The organism is Pseudomonas sp. RV120224-01b, from assembly GCF_003208145.1.
GTDB lineage: Bacteria > Pseudomonadota > Gammaproteobacteria > Pseudomonadales > Pseudomonadaceae > Aquipseudomonas > Aquipseudomonas monteilii.
This window is the reverse complement of record NZ_QKMQ01000005.1, coordinates 41,022-67,212: the sequence shown is the minus strand read 5'-3', so window position 1 is coordinate 67,212 and position 26,191 is coordinate 41,022. Positions and strand designations below refer to the sequence as shown.

General features: G+C 59.0%; 32 protein-coding genes. All 32 read right to left on the bottom strand.

The window, feature by feature from the left end; translation table 11 throughout:
* Positions 1-4: 4 nt before the first annotated feature.
* The 32 genes from N436_RS10320 to N436_RS10160 all read right to left on the bottom strand — a co-directional run bounded on the left by N436_RS10320 (position 5) and on the right by N436_RS10160 (position 26,166).
* Positions 5-3,004 carry a host specificity factor TipJ family phage tail protein gene (locus N436_RS10320; RefSeq protein ID WP_110740954.1) on the bottom strand — a complete coding sequence of 1,000 codons (3,000 nt, stop codon included), beginning with the start codon at positions 3,002-3,004 and terminating at the stop codon, positions 5-7.
* Positions 3,001-3,381, bottom strand: coding sequence for a nitrite transporter (locus tag N436_RS10315; RefSeq protein ID WP_110740953.1), 381 nt, complete (start codon positions 3,379-3,381; stop codon positions 3,001-3,003). Before N436_RS10315 ends, N436_RS10320 begins: the two co-directional genes overlap by 4 nt.
* On the bottom strand, positions 3,378-3,857 hold the full coding sequence (locus N436_RS10310; protein ID WP_110740952.1) for a DUF1833 family protein: 480 nt from the start codon (positions 3,855-3,857) through the stop codon (positions 3,378-3,380). Before N436_RS10310 ends, N436_RS10315 begins: the two co-directional genes overlap by 4 nt.
* A complete protein-coding gene (locus tag N436_RS10305; RefSeq protein ID WP_110740951.1) occupies positions 3,854-7,225 on the bottom strand; it encodes a tape measure protein in 3,372 nt (1,123 codons plus the stop codon). The genes N436_RS10310 and N436_RS10305 overlap by 4 nt, the downstream gene beginning before the upstream one ends.
* A gap of 37 nt (positions 7,226-7,262) precedes the next feature.
* Positions 7,263-7,619 carry a hypothetical protein gene (locus N436_RS10300; RefSeq protein WP_110740950.1) on the bottom strand — a complete coding sequence of 119 codons (357 nt, stop codon included), beginning with the start codon at positions 7,617-7,619 and terminating at the stop codon, positions 7,263-7,265.
* Between the two features lie 62 nt (positions 7,620-7,681).
* Entirely contained in the window at positions 7,682-7,978 is a 297-nt protein-coding gene (locus tag N436_RS10295) for a DUF4035 domain-containing protein (RefSeq protein WP_110740949.1), read from the bottom strand.
* A 23-nt stretch (positions 7,979-8,001) separates the two neighbouring features.
* Positions 8,002-8,469 carry a phage tail assembly chaperone gene (locus N436_RS10290; RefSeq protein ID WP_110740948.1) on the bottom strand — a complete coding sequence of 156 codons (468 nt, stop codon included), beginning with the start codon at positions 8,467-8,469 and terminating at the stop codon, positions 8,002-8,004.
* Positions 8,469-8,939, bottom strand: coding sequence for a phage tail tube protein (locus tag N436_RS10285; RefSeq protein ID WP_110740947.1), 471 nt, complete (start codon positions 8,937-8,939; stop codon positions 8,469-8,471). The genes N436_RS10290 and N436_RS10285 overlap by 1 nt, the downstream gene beginning before the upstream one ends.
* An 8-nt stretch (positions 8,940-8,947) precedes the next feature.
* On the bottom strand, positions 8,948-9,295 hold the full coding sequence (locus N436_RS10280; protein ID WP_110740946.1) for a DUF3168 domain-containing protein: 348 nt from the start codon (positions 9,293-9,295) through the stop codon (positions 8,948-8,950).
* A 4-nt stretch (positions 9,296-9,299) separates the two neighbouring features.
* Positions 9,300-9,791 (bottom strand): HK97-gp10 family putative phage morphogenesis protein, encoded by a 492-nt coding sequence (locus N436_RS10275; RefSeq protein WP_218277656.1) that lies wholly within the window; start codon positions 9,789-9,791, stop codon positions 9,300-9,302.
* Positions 9,767-10,057, bottom strand: coding sequence for a phage head closure protein (locus tag N436_RS10270; RefSeq protein WP_110740944.1), 291 nt, complete (start codon positions 10,055-10,057; stop codon positions 9,767-9,769). Before N436_RS10270 ends, N436_RS10275 begins: the two co-directional genes overlap by 25 nt.
* A 26-nt stretch (positions 10,058-10,083) precedes the next feature.
* A complete protein-coding gene (locus tag N436_RS10265) occupies positions 10,084-10,425 on the bottom strand; it encodes a head-tail connector protein (protein WP_110740943.1) in 342 nt (113 codons plus the stop codon).
* A gap of 4 nt (positions 10,426-10,429) precedes the next feature.
* A complete protein-coding gene (locus tag N436_RS10260; RefSeq protein WP_110740942.1) occupies positions 10,430-10,915 on the bottom strand; it encodes a hypothetical protein in 486 nt (161 codons plus the stop codon).
* Positions 10,916-10,962: 47 nt separating this feature from the next.
* On the bottom strand, positions 10,963-12,144 hold the full coding sequence (locus N436_RS10255; protein WP_110740941.1) for a phage major capsid protein: 1,182 nt from the start codon (positions 12,142-12,144) through the stop codon (positions 10,963-10,965).
* A 2-nt stretch (positions 12,145-12,146) separates the two neighbouring features.
* A complete protein-coding gene (locus N436_RS10250; RefSeq protein ID WP_110740940.1) occupies positions 12,147-13,004 on the bottom strand; it encodes a head maturation protease, ClpP-related in 858 nt (285 codons plus the stop codon).
* A gap of 16 nt (positions 13,005-13,020) precedes the next feature.
* Positions 13,021-14,262, bottom strand: a complete 1,242-nt coding sequence (locus tag N436_RS10245) for a phage portal protein (RefSeq protein WP_371920903.1) — start codon at positions 14,260-14,262, stop codon at positions 13,021-13,023.
* Between the two features lie 207 nt (positions 14,263-14,469).
* The gene (locus N436_RS10240; protein WP_110740938.1) at positions 14,470-16,149 is read right to left on the bottom strand and encodes a terminase large subunit; all 1,680 of its coding nucleotides are present in this window, start codon (positions 16,147-16,149) and stop codon (positions 14,470-14,472) included.
* The gene (locus tag N436_RS10235; RefSeq protein WP_110740937.1) at positions 16,082-16,630 is read right to left on the bottom strand and encodes a terminase small subunit; all 549 of its coding nucleotides are present in this window, start codon (positions 16,628-16,630) and stop codon (positions 16,082-16,084) included. Before N436_RS10235 ends, N436_RS10240 begins: the two co-directional genes overlap by 68 nt.
* Positions 16,631-16,787: 157 nt before the next feature.
* Complete coding sequence (locus N436_RS10230) at positions 16,788-17,126, bottom strand: HNH endonuclease (RefSeq protein ID WP_110740936.1); 339 nt, start codon at positions 17,124-17,126, stop codon at positions 16,788-16,790.
* Complete coding sequence (locus N436_RS10225; protein WP_110740935.1) at positions 17,126-17,320, bottom strand: hypothetical protein; 195 nt, start codon at positions 17,318-17,320, stop codon at positions 17,126-17,128. The genes N436_RS10230 and N436_RS10225 overlap by 1 nt, the downstream gene beginning before the upstream one ends.
* Positions 17,321-17,324: 4 nt before the next feature.
* Positions 17,325-17,648 carry a phage holin, lambda family gene (locus N436_RS10220; RefSeq protein ID WP_110740934.1) on the bottom strand — a complete coding sequence of 108 codons (324 nt, stop codon included), beginning with the start codon at positions 17,646-17,648 and terminating at the stop codon, positions 17,325-17,327.
* 69 nt (positions 17,649-17,717) lie between these two features.
* Positions 17,718-19,550, bottom strand: a complete 1,833-nt coding sequence (locus tag N436_RS10215) for a right-handed parallel beta-helix repeat-containing protein (RefSeq protein ID WP_110740933.1) — start codon at positions 19,548-19,550, stop codon at positions 17,718-17,720.
* Positions 19,551-20,032: 482 nt separating this feature from the next.
* Positions 20,033-20,719 (bottom strand): hypothetical protein, encoded by a 687-nt coding sequence (locus tag N436_RS10210; protein ID WP_110740932.1) that lies wholly within the window; start codon positions 20,717-20,719, stop codon positions 20,033-20,035.
* An 11-nt stretch (positions 20,720-20,730) separates the two neighbouring features.
* Positions 20,731-21,048, bottom strand: coding sequence for a hypothetical protein (locus tag N436_RS10205; protein ID WP_110740931.1), 318 nt, complete (start codon positions 21,046-21,048; stop codon positions 20,731-20,733).
* Complete coding sequence (locus tag N436_RS10200; RefSeq protein WP_146232424.1) at positions 21,045-21,323, bottom strand: hypothetical protein; 279 nt, start codon at positions 21,321-21,323, stop codon at positions 21,045-21,047. The genes N436_RS10205 and N436_RS10200 overlap by 4 nt, the downstream gene beginning before the upstream one ends.
* Positions 21,320-22,609, bottom strand: a complete 1,290-nt coding sequence (locus tag N436_RS10195) for a site-specific integrase (RefSeq protein ID WP_110740929.1) — start codon at positions 22,607-22,609, stop codon at positions 21,320-21,322. The genes N436_RS10200 and N436_RS10195 overlap by 4 nt, the downstream gene beginning before the upstream one ends.
* Entirely contained in the window at positions 22,606-23,034 is a 429-nt protein-coding gene (locus N436_RS10190; protein WP_110740928.1) for a VRR-NUC domain-containing protein, read from the bottom strand. Before N436_RS10190 ends, N436_RS10195 begins: the two co-directional genes overlap by 4 nt.
* Entirely contained in the window at positions 23,031-23,327 is a 297-nt protein-coding gene (locus N436_RS10185) for a DUF1364 domain-containing protein (RefSeq protein ID WP_110740927.1), read from the bottom strand. The genes N436_RS10190 and N436_RS10185 overlap by 4 nt, the downstream gene beginning before the upstream one ends.
* Complete coding sequence (locus tag N436_RS10180; RefSeq protein ID WP_256589914.1) at positions 23,309-23,527, bottom strand: hypothetical protein; 219 nt, start codon at positions 23,525-23,527, stop codon at positions 23,309-23,311. Before N436_RS10180 ends, N436_RS10185 begins: the two co-directional genes overlap by 19 nt.
* On the bottom strand, positions 23,524-24,903 hold the full coding sequence (gene dnaB, locus N436_RS10175; RefSeq protein ID WP_110740926.1) for a replicative DNA helicase: 1,380 nt from the start codon (positions 24,901-24,903) through the stop codon (positions 23,524-23,526). The genes N436_RS10180 and dnaB overlap by 4 nt, the downstream gene beginning before the upstream one ends.
* Entirely contained in the window at positions 24,896-25,618 is a 723-nt protein-coding gene (locus N436_RS10170; protein ID WP_256589910.1) for a helix-turn-helix domain-containing protein, read from the bottom strand. Before N436_RS10170 ends, dnaB begins: the two co-directional genes overlap by 8 nt.
* A gap of 323 nt (positions 25,619-25,941) precedes the next feature.
* The gene (locus tag N436_RS10160; protein ID WP_110740924.1) at positions 25,942-26,166 is read right to left on the bottom strand and encodes a helix-turn-helix transcriptional regulator; all 225 of its coding nucleotides are present in this window, start codon (positions 26,164-26,166) and stop codon (positions 25,942-25,944) included.
* Between the last annotated feature and the right edge of the window lie 25 nt (positions 26,167-26,191).

Below are 26,191 nucleotides of genomic sequence, written 5' to 3'. Positions count from 1 at the left end.
GTCCTTATGTCGGAGCGAAGCCGTCATCATCGTCGTAGTAGTCGTCGCGATATTCCAAGGCGGTAAAGTCGCAACTACCATCACTACCTGGGCTGATCTCACTCATCATCGCGCTGTAACCCACCCGGGTGGACGCAGCGAACAGAAGCCTTGCCGGCTCGATCGAGAGGTCTGTGATCAGGTCAAAGTCCAACGCACTCGCCGGGATGCTCATCGTGTAATCGTCTACATAGGTGGGGACAATCAGTGGCGTTGCAGAGCCGTCGTGTCGGCGAAGCATGATGCGCGGGCTCTCCACTTCCCAATCCAAAGGCTCGGTGAGCTGGAGAACAACCATTTCCCCGACCTGCTGGGCTCCGACAATCAGAGCGGACTGGCTGGTACCGGGAATGTCGTCGGCGAGAGCGACATGATCGAAGCGCTCATAGCAGAGCGCTTCAAGGTCGGTAGTGCTTGAGTAGGCCCAGCGCTGATACATGTGTTTTCGCAGAGCGCGCATCCCAATTCGCCAAGCGCGATCTCGATCCAGCACCCCATCCAGGGTGATCGTGTCGACCTTCAGGCCAAGACTTTCGCCAATGCGGCATGGGACGGTTTCCTCGGACCAGGTGCGCGGATCGACGTACTTCACGTCGACGCCGTCGAAGTCATCCTGTCCTGGAGCTGTAAACGAAGCAGTGAGCTCTTCCGTCATCTCATGATTAGTGATGGTGCCCCGCACAGGCTGTACACCCTCCCTGATTGCGCTAATCAGTCCCTCCGTCAGGGTGAGATGACTCATACCGGCGGCGAAAATGGTCTGCAGCACTTCTCGAACCGAAGAGGACTCTGTGTATTCCAGGTCGAATGTCTCGCCGCGCGGGGTCCAGTGGGTACCTTCTAACTGGTTCAGCTTGGCCACGTCCGTTTGATCAACGGGAATCCCCAAGCTATTCAGCACATGCAGTGATGCCCCACTGATAGAACGGCCGGGGGCGCCTTCATACAAACGCTCGGCGACCATGCTCACTCGGCGATCAGACTGGGCGCCGAGGCGATCACCTGTCCTGATGGAGGCGGTGAATAGAGTCACCCCCTGATAAGCAACCGGCGCTTGCAACCGCGATCGCAGACCGAACCAATAGACCGTATCGCGCGTGTTGCCGCCGCCCTCAGGATTTTCACGCCTCACCCGGTACTGAGGCCTCATCTTGTGAGGAAGGTTATGCCTGAAGGTGAAGCCGATGGCGTCCTCTGTATTGCTTTGCAGGGTATGCGTTTCGCGATTCCAATCACCTCCGATCGCCGCATCTCTCCACTCCACGAAGATATTGATCGATCCAGCCCGACGGTGACCATTGCTCTTGTACCAGGCTAGGCCACCAGGCAGATGGAAATCGTATTCGACGGTGTCGGTGAGCTCCTGCTCCGGGACCGCCATAAAAGGCCCGAGCCAATTCACGTCTGCCGCACCATCGGCGCCAAGCGAATAGTCCAACAGCGTTCGGGCGGCAAACCCTGCCCAACTGGTATCAACAAGCCCCATATCCGTCAGACGCTGCAGGGTCATGGTCAGGCCGTCGATTGCCGTGATGGTATAGCGATGACCACGATAGCCCAGGGCGATGCGTTGCGACCCATCATCAAGACCGGCGAACGGCGTGCCATTCTCATACATAAGCTCAATGTAAGCAGCCTTCTCGGGCGTTCCCCCTGCTGAAGCGGCGCCTATACTGTACACCGGCGCCACGCCGAATACCGCCACCGGAGCGTTAGATTGAGACAGCGCCCCTCCCCGATAAGGGCTGGCGGGCTCAGCAATCAGCAAACGTCCCGAGTCGTCCCGCGCTGTCAGCCCCATGCCATCGAGCTGGGAGGTGATAGCAGATACCAACCCGCTCATGTTCAAGTAGTTGGAGGCTAGAGAAATCGTCCGCGCCTCACCCTGATAAGTGATTGTCCAGACCGCAGGCGTGCTGGAAAAGTCATAGAGGGTCGGTGAGGCGCTGGCCCGCACAGAGGACGGACTGCCACCAACCCCGGCCACCGGAGGAACGAAGGGTGAGTAGCTGGCCACCACCAGGTCATAGTCCACGTCGGTGGACAGCGTGACCTTCATTCCAACGAATGGCGCCAAGTCTCCGAGAGCCCCCGCGATTCGGTCGTATTCCCCAACGGAGGACACGGTGTAGCTGTTCGGCGTGCGCATGGTGACCGTCACGCCAGCGCCCCACTCTTCAGGAAACTCAGGGCTATCACCGGCGAGGCTGACACTCAGCCCGGCCAAAATCAGCGCATCAGCGATGGCCGACGTACCCCCGGTTGCCGTGGAAGCCGTGTCGAGACCCGAGGTGCCGGCGTCGGTGCCACCCACCTCTCCCACGGAGTACCAGTTCTCGGCCCGCGAGTCACCGGCCAGGCTTTCGCCTGGACCGTAGAACGCGTAGGACACATCAGCCCCAAAGGCAGCCAAGGGGGTGTCTCCGATCTTGATGCTGCTCGGCAGGATCGCATGGGATCCTGCGCCGACGCACAGACACAGACTAACGTGCAGTTCGCGCTGGTTCACAAACCGCGAAACTGGCTGCACCACGTAGTCCGGGTACACCTTATAGCGGCCCAGGATCTCCCGTATGGGTTCGTTCACTTTGGCGCGGTTGGCCTTAGCCGGGTTGAGGTCGATGGACTCGCCCTGCCCTGGCTGTGAAATCCCCGGGGTTTTCATCGAAAGGACGAGGACCAGGGTCACGGCGGCAACGGCGATTGCAACCCAGGCAGCCACTTCAAGGCCTGTCCCCTTTGCCACCGGGTAGATTTTGAGATCCGTCTCAGGCTGAACCATGAATGCTGGCCACGCCTCTGTCGGCAGAGTGACACCATCCACATCAATGCAAATCGGGTGCTCGCGCTCCAGCGTGAAGTCAGGGGCCAAGCGCTTGAGCCACTCAACCAATAGGACCGGCTTGTCGATCACATGGACTTCAAGCGGCTCTCCCTGCAACCGGCTCGGGTAAATCCTGATCATCGGTAGTACTCCACACGGGAAAAGCGGCGTTCAAAACGACGCAGTGGCGTCAGGCTTACATTGCGTTTTTGGTTGATCTCCAGCACTTCCAGAGCCCCGGCCACCTCCAGCACGATGGCGACGTGGTCTTGCACCTGCCCCCGATACGCCGCCGCAACCGCACCATGCCCAGGCTCGCAGAGTGAAACAGCGTGCAGAATCATCTCGTCGCATGCTCTAGCAAAGCCGCCATCAGCCTTACGCATCTCCGCCCACTCCGGCCACGCGGGAAGGCCAAGGTCGCGGCGAACCTCCAATACCAGCCCGTAGCAGTCAACGCGCGGCCACAGTCGACCGCCCTCGACGTAGATGCCGAGGGTGTATTTGTCGATGTTCATATGTAGCGAAGCCCTGGGAATTCGTTGAGGTTGTAGGTGTTGCGGGGCCAGCGGGTGTCCAGTAGGTCGAAATAGCCGGCGGTGACGGAAACCTGGGTTGCTGTGACGGTGCCGCCCTTGATTCTGAATCGGTGCGGCGCATGGGCAGGAGCGCCCAAATCGTCAGAGGTGTAGGCCCGGTAAATCAGCGACATCGTACGCCGCTCACTCAGGGCGTCCCGGATGAAGCTGGAAGCCTTACCATCCACATTGCTCAGCGCAAAAGTCAGGTCCTGGGTGCCGTCATCATTGCGCGCCGGCAGAGCCAATTCCATGCCGCACGGCGTGCAGGCCACCACCTCCCCCGTTTCCAGTGTGACGGTCAGTTCATCCCAGCCCTGGGTCATGCGGTAAGTGGTAACTCCATCGCTGACTTCTAGCACTTCATGGATGATCTCGGGGCCTGAGCTCGCGTAGAGTCGCTTCAGGATACTCATCGCGCTGATCTCTTCACTGACCATCCCGTGGCAAGTGCCCTTGACACGTCGCCATTCCCCCTGGCCAGGTCGCCCGCAATCTGTTTCTTGGCCTCGCGAATGAACACCTTCATGCGGTCACCGTCCTGCTGCACATCAACTTGGGCCGGGACATATTGATTAATCTCGACATTCATTGGCGCGGCACCAGGATTGACCAATGGCCCCTCCGATAAAGCCGGGACGGATATCGCCGAAAGTGATGGTGCCGGGGATGATCCGACATACCCTCCGCTCGAATAACCACGCTTGTTTAAGCCTTCAAGGTAATCACGCATACCCGGCAGCTGGACCACTTCTTTTCGCAGGACAAACTCACCTCCGTGGACAACGCCTTTCGGCTCAAACTTGCCGCCGTCGCCGGTGTAGCCGCCGCTGGAAAATCCCGCCAAGGCCATGCCGGCGACCATGCCAGCGTTCGCATACCCAGCCGCGAGCAGCGCCGCACCTACCGGAATACCGCCAAGAATCGTCAGCTCTGCAGGAGCTTTAGCCGCCGCGATCTGCGCATTCATGATGATCGAGGCAACCGCGAAGGCTTTCTGTGCAGCGAACAACGCCTGATATGCCCCAGACTGTTCGCCGGCAATTTTGCCCACCATGTCAGCAGCCTGACCGGAGAGCTCACCGAAAGTGCTCACCACTGCAACCTTGTACGAATCCTGGATGCTCGACAGCCGCTCGTTGTTGGTTCGTGTTATGTCGGCGACCCGATCCAGATACTGCTGTTCTGCAGCGAGACGCTGCTCATTGGTGCTCTGCTGGTTAGCCAGGATCTGGTCGCGAAGCTCGGCCTGCATGGTCAGCTGTTTGTCATGCCACTCCTTGAGAGCCGCCTCGGCTTCGGCGATTTTGATCAGCTCACCCGATGCGCCGGCGACCGAAGCATCAAGACCGCCATACTCGGGTGCTTCCGTGAGCGTTGCTTTGGAGATTGCGTCTGCACCTGCGCGGTATTGATCCGAACTCAGCGTGCCGGCGCGATTGGCCGTCTCCAGCACCTTCATCCGCTCGCGAGTAGTCGCCAGCAGTGCTTGTTCCTGCGTCTGCAGACTGGCCATGAGCGAGTCGTATTCCTTTCGCGCATTCAGCGCATCCAGCTCTATCGCCTTGCCCTCCAGGCGCAGCTTGTTCTGCTGGCTCAGTTGCGACAACTCACCATTGGCCAGGTCATAGCGAAGACGGCCCAACTCAGTCGTCTCGCCGTACAGCACAACCTGCTGAGTGAGGTTTGCCAGGGTCTGCTTGTAGGCGTCGTTCAGGCGCTCGGCCTGTCGCTGAATATCCTCGGAGGCCTTCTTGGCCCGCTGCTGCGCTTCCTCGGATGCTTTGGCTGCTGCCTCGGACCCTTGAATGGCGGTGGCGAGGATTCGCCAGCCCTCAGCGGTACCCGGGTCAACCCCTTCACGCTCGATCCGGCGGTTGATTTCGCCCAGAAGATCGCCACCGTCACGAACAGATTGCAGCCGCTCCACCAGGTTCTTGGTGTAGCTGTTCCAACCGTCGACCGTCCTCTGGTCCGGCCCCGGCATGCTCTTCAAACCAGCGTTTGCACCAGCCGCAGCAGCGGCAACGTCATCCAGCCGGCCGCGCAGCATGTTGGCCACGTCGCCATAATCGCCCGAGGCCTTGATTGCCTCCCCGTACGCCGCAGCTGAGGCGTTGATGGTTTTGGTCATCTCCTCGTTTGGCCGGATGGCAGCGACAAGCTGCTGGGTGGCCGAATCAATATCCTGGCCACCAGCAACACGACGATTGAACTGGGTTACTGCCTGATCACGCTGGAATGGGTTTGCACCGTAGGTGTCGCCCCATTTGTCATTGCCCTGGGCCGACGCGCGAATCTCCCGCAACGCCCTCTGCGCCGCAATCTGGGCATCAGCTTGCTGCTGTAGAACGCCGGCCAGCTTATAGCGGGCCTGCTCCTTGCCTAGCTCGGCAAACTCCTTACGAAGCTCTTCGACAGGCCGCTTGAGGTCCACGGTGGCTTTTTGGACTTTTTCGCTACTGTCTTTGAAAAGGAGGTAGCTGGCCGCGACTGCACCAACCGTAACTGCAAGACCCGCAGGCCCGCCCAGAACTCCCAACAATGCACCACCCGCTCTGCTTACCAGGGATGTTGCTGCATTGTTCGCAGCCTGAGCGGCGGTCTGCGCGGCTGCGGCCTGGGCATCTTGAAGTCGAGCCAGGCGCAGCCTGCTCAGTGCGGCGGCATGAGCATCGGTGAACTTGGTAGCTGCAACCTGCGCTTCGGCTGCAATGGTCTCGGCAGCTGCTCGGCGGACCGCCATTGTTGCCGCATCTAACTGGGCAGCAGTTCTTCCGATCTCTGCAGATTGAGCGCTGCGGATTGCCTTTACCTGGTCCAACAGTTCCTTGGTGAAGTCGAGAACCTTTCTCCCGCCGTATGCAGCCCCAAGCGTCAGTGCTGATGCAGCCAGTACATCCATGTTCTCAGCAACTAACGTAATAGCTGCCGCTAGAACTTTCGTGCTACCGGTGGTGCCATCCAGCCCGCCAGCCCATGCCTGAAACGAGTTGTTTACGGTAGTCATGGCCGCACCCACGGACCCGGGAAGTTCCTTAAATTCTCCCTGAAGTGTACCTAGCTGGCTGATCAGAGCTGGAACAACTTTATCAATCGTAAGCAGCCCTTGGTCCGCCATCGCTTTCAAGTCTTTCCGAGCGACCCCCATCCCTGTTGCCAGTGCTCGAATAACTCGATCGCCGTTTTCGTTGACAGAGTTGAACTCCTCACCTCTCAGTACCCCTTGACCAAGGGCCTGAGAGAACTGAGTGATCACAGATGATGCTTCGGCGCCCCCCGCTCCCGATAGCTGTAGGCCGAGCGCCAAAGCTTCAGTTACACCCAGCACATCGCTCGAGGAAAACCCAAACTCGCGCATGGATGCGGAAGATCTGCTAAATAGGTTTGCGTTATCTGCGAAGGCCGTTCCGGTTCTTTGGCTAACTTCAAATAATGCTTTCTGGCTGACGGTAAAGTCTTCCGTACTCGTAGACGCCTGCTTAAGCCTGGCGTTAACCTGATTCCAGCTATCTGCCTGGTGAATCAGATTTCCGACTGCCAGCGCCCCCGCCATCGCAGTTGCATATCCTCCGACAGAGGACGTTAGAGATTGCATGGCCGTACTTTGAGCGCGAACCGCAGCTTCCTGTGATCGCCAAGAGCTTACCGAGTCCCGATTGCCTGCCGTAATGGTACGCAGATAGTTCTGCCCCATTCTCCCAGCTTTGGCCATCTCGCGCTGATAAGCACTGGTCTCAGCGGACACGCTAACGATCAGAGAGCGAAGTGTTTGCCCTGCCATGCATTTCTCCAGACATTAAAAAACCCGCCGAAGCGGGTTAATTTGTTCTTTCACTTTGAATAATCTCATCACCTTCATCGATGTAAAACCTCCATCGATTCCGGCAATCTGCATACACAACGATTTTATCTGGAGCGCTACTCAGCTTCTCAGATAGCCCAACGTACTCCACCTGATCGCATCGATTTTGTTTGCTGGCCTTGAATAGAGCAGTCCGCTCAACTTTCTTGATTCGTTCAATTCCAGATTCCCCCCACTTCTGAAAAGTTTTAGGGTAATTTTCTCGTGTGTAAACAGAAAGGGCAGACTCGTCCACTACGACCTCAGAGTCTGGCCTCTCAGAGTTACCGCAACCGGAGATCAACAGCGGCAGAATAAATAATAAGCGCTTCATATTTCCTCCTTGGAAACGGAGGAATCTACCACGATGCACCATGTCGAAAAAAACTCGTCGATCTAGCTCTCAACCGATTTCGACATCAAGAAGGCCTTGAACAACTCCTCCCCTTCCTCCGGAGCCTGCTCGAGAGCCGGCTTCTCCGACTTCCATTGCGGCAGCAGATCCATCGGGGTCACCTTGGCGCCCTGAGCCTGCAGCGTGGAAGCAGCTACGATCGCAGCCTGGATGTCGCCTCGAGCATCGCTCAGCGGCGAATCCTCGTTGTAGGCCTGCCAGAGGAACAGTTCCTCGGCGCTCATACTCTGCTTGAGATCCTGAAGGGTCATACCAAGCCGGAGGGCCAGAGTCAGCATGAAGGCCAGCTCTGGTTCCTCCGTCAGCCGTTTCCCGCCGCTTCAACTGGGTCCTGAGCGCCAGCGCCTGCCTCGACGCCGCTCAGTTCGAAGGCCTTGCCCACCAGGCGGTCGTGAACAGGACTGAAGGCCTTGGCCACGACCGGCACATCCTCATCCTCGAAGATGCGGGCATGCGAGTCATCCAGCAGGGTGCGCGCCAGCACGAAGGCGTACAGCGGCGAAGTGTCGATATCGACCAAGCGAGCGGACGGGTTATCGTCACCACCCTCCTCCGGCACTTCACCTAGGCCGACAGCGGCACGCGCTGCAGCTACTGCCGCAGCAGCACGGCGCCGGTATTCGGCCCAGTCACCTGCGCTCAAGGCCATCACCACGACCTTTGCGCCATCCCATTCCGGAACATCGAGCGGCTCGTGCTTGAAGTTCCGGATCGGGTCGAGCGCCATCGCGCGCAGGCTCTGTACGCCTGCCGTCTTTGCACGGGCCATTATGGGGTCACCGGTGGCACGTCAAAGCTGACCTTGCCTGTGATGCGCACATTGAAAGTGCCATTGACGGTGCCGTTGGGCGCCGCGTCCCAGGTGAACTGGGTGACCAGGCCGAGGAAGGTAGAGGAAGTGCCGTCCTTGAATACCGACTTGAAGGCGCGCGGCTCGCCGTCGTCACGCGCGGTGCGCAGCACAGTTTGTGCCTCATCGTCAGCTTTCCAGTTGCCAGACATGCTGAAGGTGCCGTTGTCAGCCAGGCCTACAGTGAACTCCTTGGCTTCGCTGGCCAATGTGGTCACCTCGATTTCGTCCGACTGGCCGCCCTGGAACTGAGGCTGCTTGATAGTCACCGAGAGGTCGGCATACTCCAGACCGGCTTGGGCCGGGTCGAGGGTGGTGGTTTTGGAAACGCTGAGAGCCGTGCCCTGCGTTTTTACGAACTTCGCTTTCGTTGGGTTCTGCGCGGCCATGGGGCCTCCTATGGTTGCAGGGTGTACTCCCAGCTCACGCTGAAGAGTTTGGTGTCATCTTCGAATTCGTCAGGCAGTCGATCGGCGGCGCCGGTGGTGAAGTCTTCGCCGTCGGTTGTCATGGCGCCGAAAGCTTCATCTGCGAGCGTCAGCGCTTGCAGATAGCTTTCGCCCCACGCGGATAGCTGGATGGTCAGGTCGCTTGACCCGTCCCAGCCAGCCAGGGTGAATCCGGTGAAGCCACTGATTGTCTGGATGACTAGACGCGGCTGGGCAGTCCCTTCGGGGGCAACGCCGAAGTACACGCGCCCTTCGACAAGAGGCGACAACCTGTCGATAAGGGATTTCTCGATCATGGGATTACCGGGTGATAGCGTTGTCGATGCCTTCGGCCAACTTGTCACTTACAGCCTTTTCAATCTCTGGCAGGCTTCCGTCCCAGGCTGGCCGGATGAACGGATGGGCGCGCATCTTGGAAGTACCGAGCTCCAGAAATTTCCAGTAGTGCGGGGCGTCCCACTCCGTTGCCGTGGTACGCCCTTTCTTTCCTGGGCGTTTCAGAGCTTTCGCTTTCTTCCCGGGAGGATTCTTCACCCTAACACCGGCAGTCACCGATCCAGGTGTATCAGACTGTTTAAGCCGGGCTGCAGTGATGTTTTTCTTGAGCTTGCCGGTTCGTACGGGTGCTGTTGCTCGGGCCTTATCCCGGGCAACGCGGGCTCCGGCCATAACCGCGTCACGCGCAATCTTGTTACCCGCAGCTTTCGCCAGACGCTCGAAGTCGACCTGCAAGTCGCCCAACCCCAACACAGTCAGCGATCCATGACTCATGACTTCTTCACCGTTTTGCACATGAGCTTCATCATGTCCCGCTGATTGGTGGGCAGCGGTGCGATGATCTCGTAAGTGGTACCCCGATGGATCAGGTGTTGACCAGCAACCACATCGCTGCAGTAGCGGATGTTGATTTCAGCGCTGACCGTAACCTGCATCTGTGACGCAGCTTGGTACATGCGGCCAGACGGAATGTTTATCTCTGCCCATATAGGGCCTAGCTCGCTCCACACCTTCGACGGCTGTCCCAAGGCATCCTTATCTTCGATGAAGCCCTGACGCATGCACCGATGCCGCAATGGTCCGGCCCTCATACGCCCCACCCGATACGGTGAGGAGTCAATAGTGACTGTGAACTCTGTGGTAATTCTGTAGCGATCGTCCCTGTCACGACATCCTCTCTATTCGCGTAGAGGCGCCCGAGGATCAACAAGCAAGCTGCCCTGATCTGTTTGTTCATAACAATTGGGGAGTCGCCGGCCTCGCCAAGAGCGATAGCATCGTCCAATGCCTGCTGGTCGGCGTAAAAGCGACGGTTCAGAAAGTCCATTGCCTGCCCTTCGGCTGCATCGATCAGGAGCTCCAGGTATTCGTCATCATCGTCCGGATCTCGAAGGTGATGCCGGGCGATGGACATGCTGATAACCGGCATGTCTTCACTCCTTCAGCGGTTCGAGCGATGCCAACTTTCGCTGCACAAGCTCCTCTGCGTGCCTGCGTGGCACCACATAGGCCGGACCGCCCCGGCGGCGCAGCTCGCCCTCATCCATGTAGGATCGCATCGGGTAGATCTGAAGAGTCACTGGATTTGGGTTAGCTGCAACCAGATCCCCTGCAGCTGGCTGGTCGGTATCGTCGCCAGCCTCGATCACCGTCGGCCCGCTCTGGCCATCACCTACCGATGCCCCTGCGGCGACGCCCAATCCGCCCCCCGATTCTTCCGGTGCTTCTGGCGGTGTCTGCTCTGCGCCCGAGACTGAATCAGTTGCGGGAGCGCTCGCCTCGCCAGGATTTGGCGAGGCGGCTTCACCAGGCGAGAGGGACAACGCTCCATCTTGAGGCTGGCTGGCGCTCGACTCAGTGGTCGAGGCAGTATCCTTCGGTTCAACCGTGGACTCTGGTTTTTCCTGTTTACGTGCCATGGAAATACTCCTGTAGGGCGCCATTCCTGACGCCCCAGCGCAAGGAATTAAGGAGTGATCAGCGGACCAGTAACGAACGCTTCATCGCGGTAGATGGCGAAGGCCAGGCGCTCTTCAGCACGAATCGTTGCCATATTCTTCTCGAAGTCATCACTGTTCTCGGTCGAGATCAGCACTTCGATTTCCATGCGGTCGAAGATCTGGGCGCCAAGCTTGAACGCGCCGACGAGGAAGTCGTTCTGTGTCATGGCCTGGGTCGAAACCACAGGGCGATTCCAGAGCTTCGCGTTGGTGCCTTCCTGTGGCTGGCCGATGATGTAGCGGCCTTCCCCATCCTTAGTCAGCTCAATAGCGGCCCAGTCGATCGGGTTGAGCACGATGCCGTCGGATGGGAATTCGGCCAGTTCGGCTTGCAGCAGCGCCAGGCGCAGGCGGTCAATGCGCTGCTCGCCCACTACGGCTACCCCAGCCGGGGCGGCGTACAGTTGAGCAACGGTCATAAGGCCTTGCAGGTTCACGCCGGTGCCATTGCCATAAAGCAGCTGAGCTTCTTCCGCCATGTTGAGTCCATAGCGTGCACGACCGTCGATATAGCTCTGGAGTGCCTTGGCATCGTCCAGCATCTGGCGGCTGGCTTTGAACAAGTGGGCGATGGTCCGCACGTTCGCAGTGGTCAGGCCGAACGTCAGGTCGGAATACGGCTTGGCCGTGGTCTCCGCCACAGTCCGGGCGTTGTTGGTGAAGCCGGTTTCACGCACGTACTCGATGGAGTTCGATTCGGTGGTGCCCGGTGCAACCAGGTCGCGTACGGTCAGTCGGCGTTGAGGCGGGGCAATGATCCCCGGCAAGCGCTGGGTCTGCACCAGGTCACCGCCGGTTGCGGTGGTGATCGCCGCGCGCGGCACGGAGACACGACGAGAGCCGCGGAAGGACGAGTTCATGTCCTTCATTTCTTCGCTTTCAATCACGAGAGCGCCTACCGATTTCTGCGGCTCTTCCTGATGGTTGCGATCCCGACTTGCATTTACAAGCTTTTGCTCGGCCTCGCCCAGGCGGGCCTGCAGCTCGCCCTGCTTGGTCAGCAGTTCATCGACCTTGGCGCGGGTTTCGGTATTCATTTCACCGGAAGCCTTGATTTGCTTCTCGGTCGCCTCGGCCTGGCTTTTGATCTGATCACCAATGCCCTTGAGGCTGGCGTTGAGTTCCTTGACTTGGGCTTCAAAGTCCATGGTCATTTTCCTTTCAGAGAATTTAGGAGATTGGTTGCCGCGCTCAGAGAGGCGGAGAGGTCTGGCGCGACAGCGCTGGGCTTATCGGTCGAGGCAGCGTGACGCGTGCCTCCGCCAGCAGCGCGAGGCATGCTGGACTTGAAACTGGCAAACAGTTCGCGCCGCTCGGAGCGAGGCATACCGGCCTTTGCAAGGGCTACATCCATGGCCTTGAGTGCATTGTTCTGGGCGGCGTCTTCGGTTTCGCGTTCGGTGACTTCGCTGGAAGACAACAGCCCAGTGGCCAGGCCAAGCTCCACGGCGCGCTTGCCACGGATATAGGTCTCGTCATCCATCAGTTCGGCCATGTCCTCTGCGGACTGCCCGCTGGTCTCGGCATAGAGGTCGGCCATCGCCGCATCGAACTCCTCCATGTCGTTGGCTATGTCGCGGAGGTAGTTGCGATTGCCTGCGAGCCAAGTCCAGCAGTTGTGGATCATGAGGAAGGCGCTGGTGGCCACCTCTCGCTTCTTCCCAGCGAGGAAAACAATCGAAGCAGCGCTGGCCGCCATGCCGAGCACCTTGGTGGTGACCTGATGACTGTGCTCTTGCAGTCGGTTGTAAATGGCAATGCCTTCAAACATGTCGCCGCCTGGCGAGTTGATGTAGACGGTCACATCTCGCTCACCGATGGCGCGCAGCGCGGCATCGATCCGCTTCAGCGTAACGCCCTCCCCGTACCAGTCTTCACCAATCACCCCGTACACCGTGATGGTGTCCGAGGTGTTTTCAACGGCCGCCTGGATCGCGGGATTCCATTTGTCGAGCGCGCGCGGGCTCATCTCGCTGCGCAGGCCGCGAGACTGGATCTTGTGTTTCATGGATTACTCCCGAGATTTACTGTTCCGACTGTTGCAGCCAGTTCATCAGAGCGGCCCTTGCGGCCTGGCTATCGTTTTGCTTGCCCAGCTGGTCAAGTGGCACCAGGTTGGATTGCACGGTCAGTACATCGCCACCCGGCATGCTCGGAAGGTTTTCTTTCCGCCGACCCTCGTTTCGGGTCATGTAGCCGTTCTGCCCCATCGTGCTGAGATAAGCCGCACGGCCTGCGCTGTCCGCACGCAGGAACGCTTCGAGTGAGTACTCGGCATAGAACTTGATCCGATCCACCGCCGTCATGCACCACTTGTTCACGCACTGCTCGATCGGCGCCGTGAAGGACATGATGCAGTACGTGAGAAACGCGATCTGCTGTTGCTCCAGGCCGGTGCCCCAGTTGCTGCCCTTGTCGGTCTTCATCACCATCCAGGGCGGAACGCCGAACCATCGGCAAATCTCCTCGATGCTGTGGCCTCTCGACTCCAGCAGCTGTGCATCGGCAGGGTTGATGCCGATCATCTCCGGTTTCACGCCCTGCTCAAGCACTGGACTCTTGCCGGCATTCAACGCCCCGGAGATCGTCTTTACGTACTCGCGAAACTCGACGCGCTGAGCCGGGTTGAGCGTCTTGTCTACCGAAAACGCGACCGTCGGCATCATGCCGTTCCGGAAGGTGCTGTTGGCGGCATCGTCAGCAGACATCGCCGAACCGAACACATCAGCACCGTACCGAATCGCAGAAAGGCCAACTCGCCCATCCAGGGTGAAGGCAGGAATGTGAAGCATGTCCTGCCGCTTGATCTCTCGGCGGGCTCCCTTTCGGGGCCTGAAGAAATACCTGAGTCGTCCATCGTCGTCGAACTCAGGGTCGACTCTCGACGGCATCAGGAAGTCCAGGGCGATGACACGCCCAGCAGAGCGATGGATCTCGCAGTAGGCGTTACCCCACAGCAGCATCGAGGCGACGACTGCCTGCCAGAAATGGAAGGCAGCCATGTCTTCATTGGGGCTGTTGTGGACAACGTCGTACAGCGGGAAATCGCGGGCACTCTCTCGGCTACCATCGGGCATCCTCCGGTAGATGCTCAACGGCAAGCCGGCTACAGAGGTCGAGATGATGCGGACGCATGCCCACACGGTGGACAAGCGCATGGCCTTGTCGACGCTGACTGACTTACCACTACTGGACTGGGCGCCGTTAAAGGCACTCCAGAAACCTCCATCCGAAAGCTTGATAGTCTTACCCAGCCATTCACTCATACTGGCTGAAGGCTTGGTAGCAGCAGCGCCTAGGGCCTGGGATAAGGTTTTAATCACTGACAAGCCCTCTGCGTATGAAGCCAGCGATGCAGAAGAAGCTCAGCGATCCGGCCAGCAAAGCCCAGCCAGTACCAGCCAGCATCCAGACCCCGCTGCATGCCAAGCAGAAAGCGACCACTGCGCAGGCGATGAAAATATGAAATGCGTTCATGCGATCAGTGGGTCCCGAATTCCAGCCATGAAGTTATCCATTCCCCCGCGCCCCTCAGGATTGAGGCTGATCAGAGAAACGGCGTTGAATGTAGCCATCAGCGGGTCGATCTTTGCCGTGCCCGAGGCCTGCTTGGTGATCAGGAAGGCGTTCGCCGAGGGCACCCCTTTGGCGTTGCCGCATGACCAGGCCATAAGCGGCTGGCCGCAGTGCAACAAGGTGCCCTCGGCGAGCTTCCGTTCAGTGGTCTTGATTGCACCGGTAAGCTTCCAGCCTTGGGAAATACCAACGATCTTGTCTTCTTCAACGTTTGCGTCGGCCAGAGCATCAAGAACGGCGCCGATCCCTGCCGGGTCGAGCCCCACCTTATCCAGCAATCCAGTTGCATTGACGCGGGCAACAATTGCTGCGAACTGCTCCACGTCATCACCGATACGCTCGACAATCGTCAGGTCGCCGGCTTTTTCCAAATCTCTGAGGCGTGGTGCCTCAGATTTGCGCCGCTCTAGGACAGAGGGGTGGGCCCACGCGTGAGCCCAGTGGAACCATCTTCGAGTACCAGCCTCCCGCCCAATCACCGCAAGACCGAGCAAGTCATCCAAGCCACCACCGTCTCCACCAACATCGATTACCTCGCACCGCGTGAGGATTTCATCAAGGCTGAGCCAGCTGGTACCTTGAGGCTCCCAGAACTCCGCACCGACCCAGGCGTCGGACATCAGTGCTAGGCCGATTTCGATATTGAGATGCTTGGCCAGGAAGCCTCGTAGCTCAGCTTCGCCGTCCAGTTCAGCCTGCATAAACAGGCGCTCAAGCGTAGGCCGGTCAACCGAGTAGTCGATGTTCGGATTGACCAGGTGGAAGTTCTCAGGCTTCCGCGCCTCGCCGCTCTTGATCATCTCTTGAGAGAACTCATAGATGATCGGCAAGAAGCGGTTGTCGTCGATCCGGCCATCACGCACGCCGCGTGCGTAGTTGAGCTTGGAACGGAACACACCAGCCGGCGGCTCGTTTGACTGGGTCGTCAACCAGATGATGAAGCCTTCAGGTCGCGACAGCAGACCGCCAGTAGCCTCCCGGATCATGTCAGCGGCTTTGGGGTTCTTGCCGAATAGCCAGGCCTCATCGATCAGGACGCCGACCGCCTTCTTGCCGCCAACCACGTCGCTATCCGCAGCCACCACCTTCAAGGTGGCGCCCGTCTCACGATGAGTGATCAGCCGCAGGTGCGGCTGGACATGCAGCAGCGCTTTCAGCTCGTCGTCATTGTTGACCATGTCCTTGGCCGGGATGAACGAGTTGTCGGCAATCTCCTTGGTCGGCGCCAGAATGATGAACTCAGCCGACAGGCGCCAGTTGCGAATCAGCGCCGTTAGCATGATCCCGGCAGCAATCGTGGATTTACTGTTTTTTTTCGGGATGCAGAGCATCACCTCTCGAATCAGACGCTCGCCGGTCTCGCTGTTGTAGCTGCCGAAGATGGCCCCGGCAAACGCCAAGACCCAAGGTGCGCACGCGGCCTCAATGGTGGGGCTACCGGGAGCATCGACAATCTTCAGCCCCTTGAACACATCGAGGCCGGCTTCAGCTTCGTCTGGAAACAGCGGCTCAGGGATGATTGATTCGCCCGCAGCCAGGCACCTCCACCAATCCGGGCAGGCCGTTGTCCATTGCATAGGTCAATTCTTCACTACGGAGAGGGGGGGGCTTGCCTTGGGAGTACTTCCCTTTACCGACCTGTTTGGCGGCCTCGGCCTTCTGCTCTTTCTTGCCCTGGTCGGCAACCTTGCCGTGCACATAAGGCATCAGCGTCTTGGCCGCTTCCAGTCGCATACGCATGTCGGCGCCTTCGGCGTTCATCAGCTCAGTAAGGAAGGCTCGCGGGTCGTCGGTCTCTGTGAGAGACACCTCGCCGGGCTGCTCGATTTCTGGCTGTTCAGCTTTAACTTTTCGCGTAGGTTTAACTTCGGTGCTGGTTGCCTGCTTTTGCTTCAGGCGCCGCCCGACCTCTGCGAGCACGTCGGGGTCCTTGGCTAGCTTGGAGCCCGCTTGCGAAGCGGTCTTCTCCGAATATCCGGCAGCAATCGCCGCCTCACGATTTGTGGCCCCCGACAGCAAAGCGTCAACAAACCGCCGCTTCTTGTCGGTTAAAGCCATAGTTAACTTTTCCTGAAACGGGAAAAAATGTGTACGTGGGGTCGGTGGCGGTCTAGCTAGATGAGAACCCCTAGCTTTTGACCCCCTACCCATTTAGTGGCACGTCACTGGCGTGCTTCTAGGCCACCGTGCTGGGTTTCGGCGATCCGCTGACGTGTCAGCCACCCAGCCCCGCCGCCTCCTCGGCCTGCTTGACGGAGTCGTGGCAAGGCTTGCAGAGGCTCTGCCAGTTAGCCTGATTCCAAAAGAGAACCATGTCTCCACGGTGAGCAACGATGTGGTCCACAATCCTTGCCGCAGTTGTGCGGCCGTTCTGCTCGCAGTAGACGCACAGCGGGTTGTCTCGCAGGTACTGATCTCGCGCTTTCTGCCATCGGTAGTCGTAGCCACGCTGGGAGCTGGTCATGCCACTTCGCCAACTACCAGGTGTGACCACCTTGACCCGCGATCCTGCGCTCTCCTTGATGCGGGAGCCGAGCGTCTTGAGCCTGGCCATCAGCCTTTCGACTCGGTGATCAGGCGCACGATGTCATCAGCCCGCTGCTTAACCCCCAGCACCTGACCGTCGAACATGCGAACGATGGCGCAGATGCCGTGCCACTGACTGCTGGCGCAGGCTTCGTCCACACGAGCTATGGCGGCGGGAGCTAGGTAACGCTTGAGGCCGTTGATGTCGGTCAATGTGATCATCTACTTACCCCTGAGCCTTGCGAGATAGGAACAGGTCGGAGTAGCCGCGAAGCTTCTCCACACCCATGAAGCCGACCATACCGCCGGCGAAGGTGGCCATGCCTTGCGGCAAGCCCATCCATTCGAGCAGCGGTACCAGAGCCAGGGTGATGAGGCCGCACAGGGCGCCTTCCAAGAACATCTGTCGTCGGGTGCCTCCGCCATACACCACCCGGAGGACGGCTATCGCGACGGACAAGCCAGCAGCACCCAGTTGAGGCTGATGGGCCAGCACCCAGGTGAGCACAGCGGCCCACAGGCCAGGATCCTTCTCGGGCATGTTTGGCATCTCGATTCCTCCCGTTGCGGGGAGTGGCTGTGAAAAAGCCCGCTTCATCAGCGGGCTCAGTGAAACAAACTAGAAGTTGGTAGGTGCCCAGGTACCGGGCGTGCCTGCCGCGGTACAGGTCTGCTCACGCACAGAACCTGCTACCCCAGTAGGAGTGATGTTCTTGATGCGGTCACCACGCTTGTACGTGCCGAGTGTCGGAGCAACACCGGATCCCCAGAAGTCCGCAGGCTCCCAGCTGTTTTCACTGGACAGGTTGCGCGAAGTGCCTGCCGATAGATACGGGGTAGTTACTCCAGTTCCCACAATGTTGCCATGAATACGGTTCAGTGCAGCCGCTGAGTACAAGCCTCGGCTAATGCCCGAAATTTCCGAAACAGTGTTGTCCACCATCACAACTTCTTGCGCTGGCGCGGTGTTGGCAAAAATGCCGTAGTTCACTGTGTTTTTGGTTACGCAACGGGAAATACGCACCTTGCCGGTACAGGAGGAGAGGTTGATACCTTCACCGCCGCAAGCCTCGACGTTTGCAGTGATGTTGACGTCAGTGCAGCCCGTGACGTGCACACCGATACGGCCGCAGTTCTTGATTCGCGCCTTGGCGATGGTCAAGTCCTGGATGCTGGTGCACGAAATACCGTATTCATCGCTCTTGTCAGAGTAGGCGGCCTCTACTGTACAAACCTCGATATTACGAAGACGCACAACACCGGTGAGGTTCACACCGACGTTTGCCTGGTTATCTTGGCCTTTTGAGTTGGTACAGTGCACGGATTCGATAGTAGCCATAGGAACTGACTCAGCCGGGGTAGAGCCAGTCACTTCGATCACCGGAATGTTGCAATCAATAGTCCGGATCTGCCCAATCGACACGGTACAACGAACCGGCCCAGTGGACGATGGTGAAATATTGATACCGCCTACGCAGTTTTCAAAACGACCCTTGAGCGCAGTGAATTCCTTCAGCGAGGATTTGCCACGCAGTGGGATGCTGTAGCAATCGATCGCGCGGACATCTTCAACGAAGAGGTTCTCTCCGTTACCATAAACATCGATGCAGCCGATACCATTTAGTGGAGTTGCCCAACTACCGTCGTAACCCGGCCCCCCGCGACCCATGCGGCGTAAGTTAGTCCTGCCGGTCAAGGTAATGGAACACTGGCCGGATGTCAGTGGATCACGACCGACGTAGGTGCCAAGAATCGCAGTTACCGAATACTTCCCCGTGCTGATTGGCTTTTCAAAATCGGCCCAGAAGTTATGGCAACTCAGTTGCACATAATCGGCACACAAAATGTAGTTCGGCGAATAGCCCAGCGCAGTTTGCGTGTTCGGGTCATCTCGGCCGGTACCGTAGCGTGTGGCGTGGAAGAAGCAATCAACGACTGAAACCAAGGTATTGAACTGGCGAGCCATATCAGTACCTCGCAGGCAGAGATAGCCGGAAGTACCATTACGGAAAGTGCCGCCCGAAATCTTGAGCTTGGTGTCATCTTGCGGCTCTAAGGACTTAGGCATGCACTTTACAAAGAAACCTGTAGGTTCCTTTTTGATCATAGAGGCTTCGTTGCCATCGTAGGTCCATTGGCCCAGGAACTCCACATTCAGGCCTGGAGCACCCAACTCAAATACTGCAGCTCCATTCGACCAATAGGATGTGCCCTCGCCATCAAAGTTTGCCAATCGCTGGATGACCGTACCTACTTGGAAGTGAATGCGGCAGTTGGCCAAGATCTGCACAGAGCTGATGATGTACGTTTGGTTGCCGGTGAATTCAATTTCACCCCCGACACGTACAGCCTCAGCTACAGCTGGGGTCCAATTCCAGGTATTTGGATCAGCGATATTCGGCTTTGATGTAACGAGGTTGGCATAATCCCAGATGTTGATAGCAGTAGTCATGGTGCATCCTTATATTAGCCGAGCCGAGAGTCGGCCTAGCTTGACGAAATAAATCAGTATCGAAAGTGCAAATCATCAACACTGACAATAAGCACCAACTGATATTGATCTATAGAATGAAGATAACTGCCCGCATCGCCAAACCGCTCAGCACTGCGTACTTCGCGGTGCGACACAGACAATAAAAATTTCTTGCATAGCTTTACTGTGGCGGCCCTCAGGACATCCACATAAGACACAGCATCGACGAATTTTCGTTAGTTGAGGCGACTGAGAAGTGAGAGGTCTTGTTTAGAATGTTCAAGTGAGTGCGTTACTACTGACTATTGAGAACAGTCCATTCGTGTCAGTGGTAAGCGTATTCCAGAAACAAAAAAGCCCAGCTCAATGGCCGGGCTTTTGTAGTGACACTCCTCAGCAACGCGCAGGAATGACAGGATGGAGATAATTTCGCTCAGTCGCCCACTGATGTCAACAGGAAATCACGCGACCGCTTTAGTCAGCAGTCCTTCAGCCTCAAGAATCACCTTTACTTCAGCCAGCGCATCGTCCAGCAGACCATCAAGTTTTTCGTTGATCTCAGCCCTCCAGCGGCGGCGGGTCGATTCCGGCGCGGCGCCGAGGTCCCAAGTGTTCATGTCGTAGAAGCTGTCCGGCAGGATGATCACATCCTCTTCCAAAGCCTCGATGCGCTTCCGCGCAGCCTGGCCGGCTGCCACCGCAGCATTGACTGTGGCTTCACGGCGCCAAGTCGACGAATCCAGTGGGATGTCCACCGATACAGATTGCGGGGCTTTGCGGCGCGCGCCTTTGAGCTTTGGGATGGCCCAGGCTGTCACCGCTTTGTAGATGAACAATGCCGGCGCAGGGCTCGCGATCAGCGGTCGGACTAACGTGATTGCCTGGACCTTCTTCGCCTTGTTGGTGCTGTACTTCGCGACCAGGGCTTCCCAGTGCCTTTCCTTCAACATATGGTGCAGGCGCGCCGACAGCCAGTAGTCGACCTGCGTGCGGTCAATGCCGCCTGATCGGCCTCCCAATGAGGCCAAGCAGCCGCCCTCCTCCTCTGCCGATTTGTACAGCTTCTGCCAAGCCTGGGCCTTCGCCGATCCCTTCTCGCCCGCCGCCAGAGCGGCAACTACTGCACCCGATACGCTGCTGTAAATCATGTCCTTCCCCCTCAATCCCCGGTGTAGTTGGTGCCGCCGGCGCCGAGCCGGTTGCTTCCCTGATATGTCGCCTCAGGCCCGGATGCCTGAGGGTTCTTCAACTGCTCGATCTGCCGGTGCGCGGCCTGCAGCTTAAGGCTGAGCTGGGTAACCAGTTCATCCAGGGCCAGGGCTTCGCCAGTTGCAGCCGCTACCCAGCCCGAGGCGTTGCAGTGGTCGCATGGCAGCTCGTGAAACACGCCCTGAGTGACCGCTCTCCCACGGCACAAAGGGCACTTGTCCAGCTCGATCACGGCCTTCTTGAAGGACGGGCCGTGGCTCTTCCTCACTCACCTACCTCGTCCACCAGCACGAAGCCTCGCGGTGGCCAACCGAAAAGCCGCCACATCAATTCCTCTTTCCAGGTAAGCGCACGCTGGCGACCGTAAAGGGTAGTCATGGTGTAGCCGCCCAATTCCTTCTTGATGCGCACCGTGCGCTCGCCGAGGCGATGGCAGAGTTCGGCGATCACCGACTTGGGGCTGCCATTTGGGGTGCTGTCGTCGTAGGAAAGGCACCCGCAGATGGCCTGGGCTTTATCGATCAATTGGCTGTTGTTCATCATTTCGAATCCTCGCTTATGGTGGATACCGGAAGTCCGTCGAAACCCGCGCGCTCTGCGGCCTTGCAGAGAATCCATGAATCCGTTGATCTATCACCGGTCAAGCCGTGAACCGAGGCGAAACCCTTCTGATCAAGGTGTGCGTGCCACTTCTCCAGTGCCTCGCGCTTGCGGGCCATGACGTCGGATTGGATGTACACCTTCACGTTGTGGCCCATGGCATGATTGATCAGCAGCTCTCCCACCAGGTGATCGACGCCAAGGTCAGCCCACCCAGTGCGGGCCAGCTTGCGCAGGTCGTGGCTGGTCCACTCGCCCTTGCCCATGACCGCGAACACCGCTGAGGCCTTCGACTCGCTCATGGGATTGCCCTGTCGGCCCGGGAACAGGTACTCGCCTTCGTAGCCCTGATTGATCTGGATCTCGCGGCAGGCCATCAGCAGAAAGCGCACCTGGTCGGTCAGTGGCAGGCGGTGCTGAACGCCGGTCTTCGTGTGCTCGGCAGGAATGAACCACTCCCGCTCGGCCAGGCTGATGTGGCTCCAGCGCGCCATGCGGGTTTCGCCCAGCCGGGTGCCGTGGCACAACATCATCAGGGCCAGCAGGCCATGCTGCGGGTTGTTTGCCAGGGTGGTCTTCATTCCCGCCATCAGGTCTTCAAGGTGCACACCACGCAGCCGCGACGGCTTGACCGTGACCTTGGCCTTGGAGAAATCACGGAAGCGGATGCCGGCCATGGGGTTGGTGTTGATTAGCCCGAGTTTGGCGGCCTGCCGGAAGGCCAGAGCCAGCAGCTGAAACACCAAGCGGACGTAATCAATCGACAGCGACTCTTGCAGCGGCCACATCAGCTCGCGGTCGAGCAGCGCCTTGTCGATCTGGGCCAGCGGCGTTTCGCCCAGCCGCGGCACGAGGTGCTGCTTGATCGCCGAGGCCGCCGTGCTCTTGCGCTTAGCCGATAGGTTACGGTCACGGGACATGCGCTCAGCGAACCAGGCCAGCAGCTCACCGGTCAGCACCCAGCTCGACAGGCTCGAACCCTCTCCTGCCTCCAGTCGCAGGCGGATATCCGGCAGTGCTGCAGCCACCTTGGCGGCGCTCAGGTCAGGGTACGAGCCGATCCGGCACCACTTGCCCTTATGGATCAGGTACCAGGACCCGCGCTCACGGGAACGGTGAAACCGGAAGTACAGGCCTTGGTTGCCCAGTGCGCGCAGGTCACGGACCTGGCCGGCGGCCTGCCGGCGAATCTCTGCATCGCTGATTTTCACAGCGGCGGTTTTGGTCATGCTGCAGCCTCCGTTTTAGGCAAGGCCACGTACGCCCTCAGGCACTCCATGGCGTCGAAATGCCCCTGACACACAACGGCCAGGTAGCCTTGGTCGTTCAGCCGGCGGATGCACGCTTGCTGGCTGGACGAGACAGGCGCCGGGTCAACGGTCGCCTTGAATTCGATGTACAGACCGAAGTACCCGCCTCGGGCCATGGTCAGCACCAGATCAGGGATTCCGGCCTTCACGCCCTGCGCCTTGAGCTTCAGCGCCACGCCCTTGTGCCGGTGACCGCCGTTCGGGACGTGGTAGATCAGTTCGAAGACCTCGGGATAGCGCAGGTGGATCTCTTCGAGCAGGGCAGCCTGCTCCTGCCCTTCCCTGTCGACGGGCTTGGCGCGGGCCGGCTTGGCCTTGTACGGGCGAAGGGCGGGAGCATTCATGCGACCAGCACCCCCTCGTGGATCAGCAGCGCCTGGGTGCGCATCACGCCCTCGGCGTGGTATTGGCGGGCGGTCTCACGATCAATGGCCCGGCTGCGGCCGTCGCAAGCGTCGTGACAAGCGCTGCAGCACCAGGCGCCCTGCATGTCGTGTGGTTTCTTGCCGACGCCGCAGGTGCCAGCTAGGCGGTAGTGCGCAAGGACGGTGGTCTCGGGGTTGCCGTTGCATACGCCAGGGATACGCACCTGGCATTCGCGGCCGCGGGCGGCCTTGGTCAGTTTCGATTGCCGCATGGGCTGTCTTCTCCATGAAGATCAATGACGCGGAAGGTGTTCGGCCACATGCACTGGCCATGACTACGAGCTGCCTGCTCGTCGCGATACAGCGCCATCGGTTGGGCTGGCTCGTGGGCAAGATCCAGCAGGTCACTGCGGCAATACCGTGCCCAGCGATACTCGGGAAGCTTGGGCGGTAGGTGCATTGGATCAGTCATGCAGCGGCTCCTCGTTGGGCATAGCGAGATCTCAGGGATCGCTCGGGCGCAGGCGCTTTGGCGGGAGGCTGCCAGCTCGCAGAGAGATTTTCGAAACGGTTGAACTGCCCCAAGAACGCCGCACGTACGGTTCCGGCCTCAATGTCTCGACCTTTCCCCACGATGATTTCGGCGATGCCTTTGAGCTCGCTGTCTTCGTGGTAAACCTCATCGCGGTAGACGAACAGGATCACGTCTGCGTCCTGCTCAATTGCGCCCGACTCACGAAGATCAGAGGGCACCGGGCGCTTGTTTGGGCGCTCCTCGCACTTGCGAGAAAGCTGGCTAAGCAGCACAACCGGAATGCCGAGCTCGCGTGCAAGCAACTTGCATCCGCGACTTATGCCGCTGACCTCTTCAGTGCGATTGCCACCCTCGCCTTCCATCAGCTGAAGGTAATCGATCATCAGGATGTCGAGCCCATAGCGCATTTTGTGCCGGCGGGCCATCGAGCGAATGCGGCCGACCGTGGCGCCGGCGCGGTCTGCGATGAACAGGTTTGCGTGCTGGATCTTGCCAACTGCCGCGCACAGTTCCGCCCCGTGGGACTGGCAGGCAGAACCGTTTTTGATGAGGTTGAGCGGAATCTTCCCTTCTGCCGCAGTGGCTCGATCAATGAGCTGGGCCCTGCTCATTTCCAGACTGACGACCAAGGCTGACTTCTTCTGACGGACCGCAGCGTCCAGCACAAAACCCATGGCGAGCGTGGTTTTGCCCATAGCAGGCCTGCCGGCCACAACGATCAACTGCTCCGGCTGCAGGCCACCCAGTTTCTCGTCGAGGTCAACCAAGCCGGTGGATAGGCCAATCAACGTTTCACCGCGTGACAGGCGGTCATGCCGCTCCTGCCAGACCTCCAGTTGCTCGGCCATCAGATCACCAGCCTTGACGATCTCATCACCATCAGTGCCAGTGTCGATCGCCATGGCGGCTGCCTGCACGGCGGCGATCTTGTCTTGGATGTCGCCGCCACTCTGGGCGATCTCCAGCGTTCGGTCACTCAGGTCATACAGGGCCCGCTCCACGGCGCGCTCCCTAACGATCCGGGCATACTCGCTTGCGTTGGCAACGCTAGGGGTGTTCTTGGCGATCTCGGCGCAATACGCCAGTGCGCTATCACCTGAGGACAACGTGCCCAGGTGATCGGCCACAGTCAGGAAGTCCACGGAGCGACCGGCGGAGCGCACCGACATGATCCCTCGGAAGACATCGGCATTGTCGGCGAAGTAGAACGACTCCGCCGATAGGTCGTCGGAGAGAACGTCGATCAGTTCCGGGCGGAGGAGCATGGCGCCGAGCAGGCTGTGCTCAGCCTCGAGGTTGTAGGGCTCACGCATGGTAATTGCCCTCGACCACCTTCACGAAGTTGGAAGGGGCAATCAGCCAATCGAACGTTGCCCGGAAGGGTTTGGCACCATTCCTGCCATCGATCTTGCCCATCAGGAAATCGCTGCCGGCAACAGTGGTGAAGAAATCACGCCAGAACTCAAGGTCTTGGTGGACAGGGCTTTCCGCCCAGCGTGCCTTTATCTTTGCTGAGCGGTCTTTGTTGATCAGAACCACGCTCGGCAGAGTTGGCAGCAGTTCGTTGAACAGGCCGACGATTTGATCGACTGGCACCGAATTCAACGCCTCGCGCATGCTCGCGGTATCTCCTGACGGTTCCTTGATGGTTCCTTTACGGTTCTGGGGGCACGTGGTGCCGGGGTGAGGGGCATCTGGTGCCGGGGTGGGGGGCATTTCCTGCCGGGGTTCCCCGGCATCTGCTGCCGGGGGGCACGTGGTGCCGGGGTCGTAGCTGGATGGGCTCACGGTGTACCAGGTGGAACGGCCTGTTCGATGGTGAGCAGACAACACTCCAGACTGCTCCAACCAGCGCAAGGCGTTGCGTACGGCACGCTCGGACAGGCAGGTGCGCTCTACGATACGAGCCACCGAAGGCCAGCAGACGCCGTCGTCGTTTGAGTTGTCGGCAAGGGATATCAGCACGGACTTCTGGGCCGGACTCATACCCTGGAGTGGCCAACAAGCCGTCATGATGATCGTGCTCATGGCTGGGTCTCGCACAGGGACGCGCGCAGGTGCTCCACGCACTCGGCACGAAATGCATGCTTAGACGCAGGCGCGTACTGGTGTCGGATCATTCGCGCTGCGTTGAGGGCGGCGGATTTGTGGAAAGCTTTCTGGTGCAAAATGGCTACGGGCGCGGTGTTGCTTGCATCCATTGCAGAGTGCATAATCGACCTCGATTTGATGCTGTTGAAGAAGCCGGGCTGCCACCCGGTTTTTTTATGCCTGCGATTCAGGTACTGGATGGATCAGCAGGTGTTTCGGTCATCTACTGGCTCAGTGCCAGATCAGTAATGATTCAAATGTCAGGCTGCTTCTGGGTCGCGAGCCGTTGGCGGGAAGACATCGTCAAGGCTGCACTCGGCGCCAAGCCCGTTCAGCGCAGCGACAATCTTCCGGGCCGCATCCAGGCCGACACACCGTCGCCCGGCCTCGTAGTTGGCCAGACGCGATTGGTTCCAGCGGAGCTCCCGGCATAGCCGGGCTTGGCTAATCCCCGCAGCTACCCGGATCTTGCGAACGTTGTTCATTCGGGGTTCCTCAATGACTAGCACT

Bases quoted from the DNA above. Each gene is read 5' to 3' on its own strand.
- N436_RS10320 (WP_110740954.1), bottom strand. From the start codon at position 3,004: ATGATCAGGATTTACCCGAGCCGGTTGCAGGGAGAGCCGCTTGAAGTC.
- N436_RS10315 (WP_110740953.1), bottom strand. From the start codon at position 3,381: ATGAACATCGACAAATACACCCTCGGCATCTACGTCGAGGGCGGTCGA.
- N436_RS10310 (WP_110740952.1), bottom strand. From the start codon at position 3,857: ATGAGTATCCTGAAGCGACTCTACGCGAGCTCAGGCCCCGAGATCATC.
- N436_RS10305 (WP_110740951.1), bottom strand. From the start codon at position 7,225: ATGGCAGGGCAAACACTTCGCTCTCTGATCGTTAGCGTGTCCGCTGAG.
- N436_RS10300 (WP_110740950.1), bottom strand. From the start codon at position 7,619: ATGAAGCGCTTATTATTTATTCTGCCGCTGTTGATCTCCGGTTGCGGT.
- N436_RS10295 (WP_110740949.1), bottom strand. From the start codon at position 7,978: ATGCTGACTCTGGCCCTCCGGCTTGGTATGACCCTTCAGGATCTCAAG.
- N436_RS10290 (WP_110740948.1), bottom strand. From the start codon at position 8,469: ATGGCCCGTGCAAAGACGGCAGGCGTACAGAGCCTGCGCGCGATGGCG.
- N436_RS10285 (WP_110740947.1), bottom strand. From the start codon at position 8,939: ATGGCCGCGCAGAACCCAACGAAAGCGAAGTTCGTAAAAACGCAGGGC.
- N436_RS10280 (WP_110740946.1), bottom strand. From the start codon at position 9,295: ATGATCGAGAAATCCCTTATCGACAGGTTGTCGCCTCTTGTCGAAGGG.
- N436_RS10270 (WP_110740944.1), bottom strand. From the start codon at position 10,057: ATGCGTCAGGGCTTCATCGAAGATAAGGATGCCTTGGGACAGCCGTCG.
- N436_RS10265 (WP_110740943.1), bottom strand. From the start codon at position 10,425: ATGCCGGTTATCAGCATGTCCATCGCCCGGCATCACCTTCGAGATCCG.
- N436_RS10260 (WP_110740942.1), bottom strand. From the start codon at position 10,915: ATGGCACGTAAACAGGAAAAACCAGAGTCCACGGTTGAACCGAAGGAT.
- N436_RS10255 (WP_110740941.1), bottom strand. From the start codon at position 12,144: ATGGACTTTGAAGCCCAAGTCAAGGAACTCAACGCCAGCCTCAAGGGC.
- N436_RS10250 (WP_110740940.1), bottom strand. From the start codon at position 13,004: ATGAAACACAAGATCCAGTCTCGCGGCCTGCGCAGCGAGATGAGCCCG.
- N436_RS10245 (WP_371920903.1), bottom strand. From the start codon at position 14,262: ATGAGTGAATGGCTGGGTAAGACTATCAAGCTTTCGGATGGAGGTTTC.
- N436_RS10240 (WP_110740938.1), bottom strand. From the start codon at position 16,149: ATGCAATGGACAACGGCCTGCCCGGATTGGTGGAGGTGCCTGGCTGCG.
- N436_RS10235 (WP_110740937.1), bottom strand. From the start codon at position 16,630: ATGGCTTTAACCGACAAGAAGCGGCGGTTTGTTGACGCTTTGCTGTCG.
- N436_RS10230 (WP_110740936.1), bottom strand. From the start codon at position 17,126: ATGGCCAGGCTCAAGACGCTCGGCTCCCGCATCAAGGAGAGCGCAGGA.
- N436_RS10225 (WP_110740935.1), bottom strand. From the start codon at position 17,320: ATGATCACATTGACCGACATCAACGGCCTCAAGCGTTACCTAGCTCCC.
- N436_RS10220 (WP_110740934.1), bottom strand. From the start codon at position 17,648: ATGCCAAACATGCCCGAGAAGGATCCTGGCCTGTGGGCCGCTGTGCTC.
- N436_RS10215 (WP_110740933.1), bottom strand. From the start codon at position 19,550: ATGACTACTGCTATCAACATCTGGGATTATGCCAACCTCGTTACATCA.
- N436_RS10210 (WP_110740932.1), bottom strand. From the start codon at position 20,719: ATGATTTACAGCAGCGTATCGGGTGCAGTAGTTGCCGCTCTGGCGGCG.
- N436_RS10200 (WP_146232424.1), bottom strand. From the start codon at position 21,323: ATGATGAACAACAGCCAATTGATCGATAAAGCCCAGGCCATCTGCGGG.
- N436_RS10195 (WP_110740929.1), bottom strand. From the start codon at position 22,609: ATGACCAAAACCGCCGCTGTGAAAATCAGCGATGCAGAGATTCGCCGG.
- N436_RS10190 (WP_110740928.1), bottom strand. From the start codon at position 23,034: ATGAATGCTCCCGCCCTTCGCCCGTACAAGGCCAAGCCGGCCCGCGCC.
- N436_RS10185 (WP_110740927.1), bottom strand. From the start codon at position 23,327: ATGCGGCAATCGAAACTGACCAAGGCCGCCCGCGGCCGCGAATGCCAG.
- N436_RS10180 (WP_256589914.1), bottom strand. From the start codon at position 23,527: ATGACTGATCCAATGCACCTACCGCCCAAGCTTCCCGAGTATCGCTGG.
- dnaB (WP_110740926.1), bottom strand. From the start codon at position 24,903: ATGCGTGAGCCCTACAACCTCGAGGCTGAGCACAGCCTGCTCGGCGCC.
- N436_RS10170 (WP_256589910.1), bottom strand. From the start codon at position 25,618: ATGAGCACGATCATCATGACGGCTTGTTGGCCACTCCAGGGTATGAGT.
- N436_RS10160 (WP_110740924.1), bottom strand. From the start codon at position 26,166: ATGAACAACGTTCGCAAGATCCGGGTAGCTGCGGGGATTAGCCAAGCC.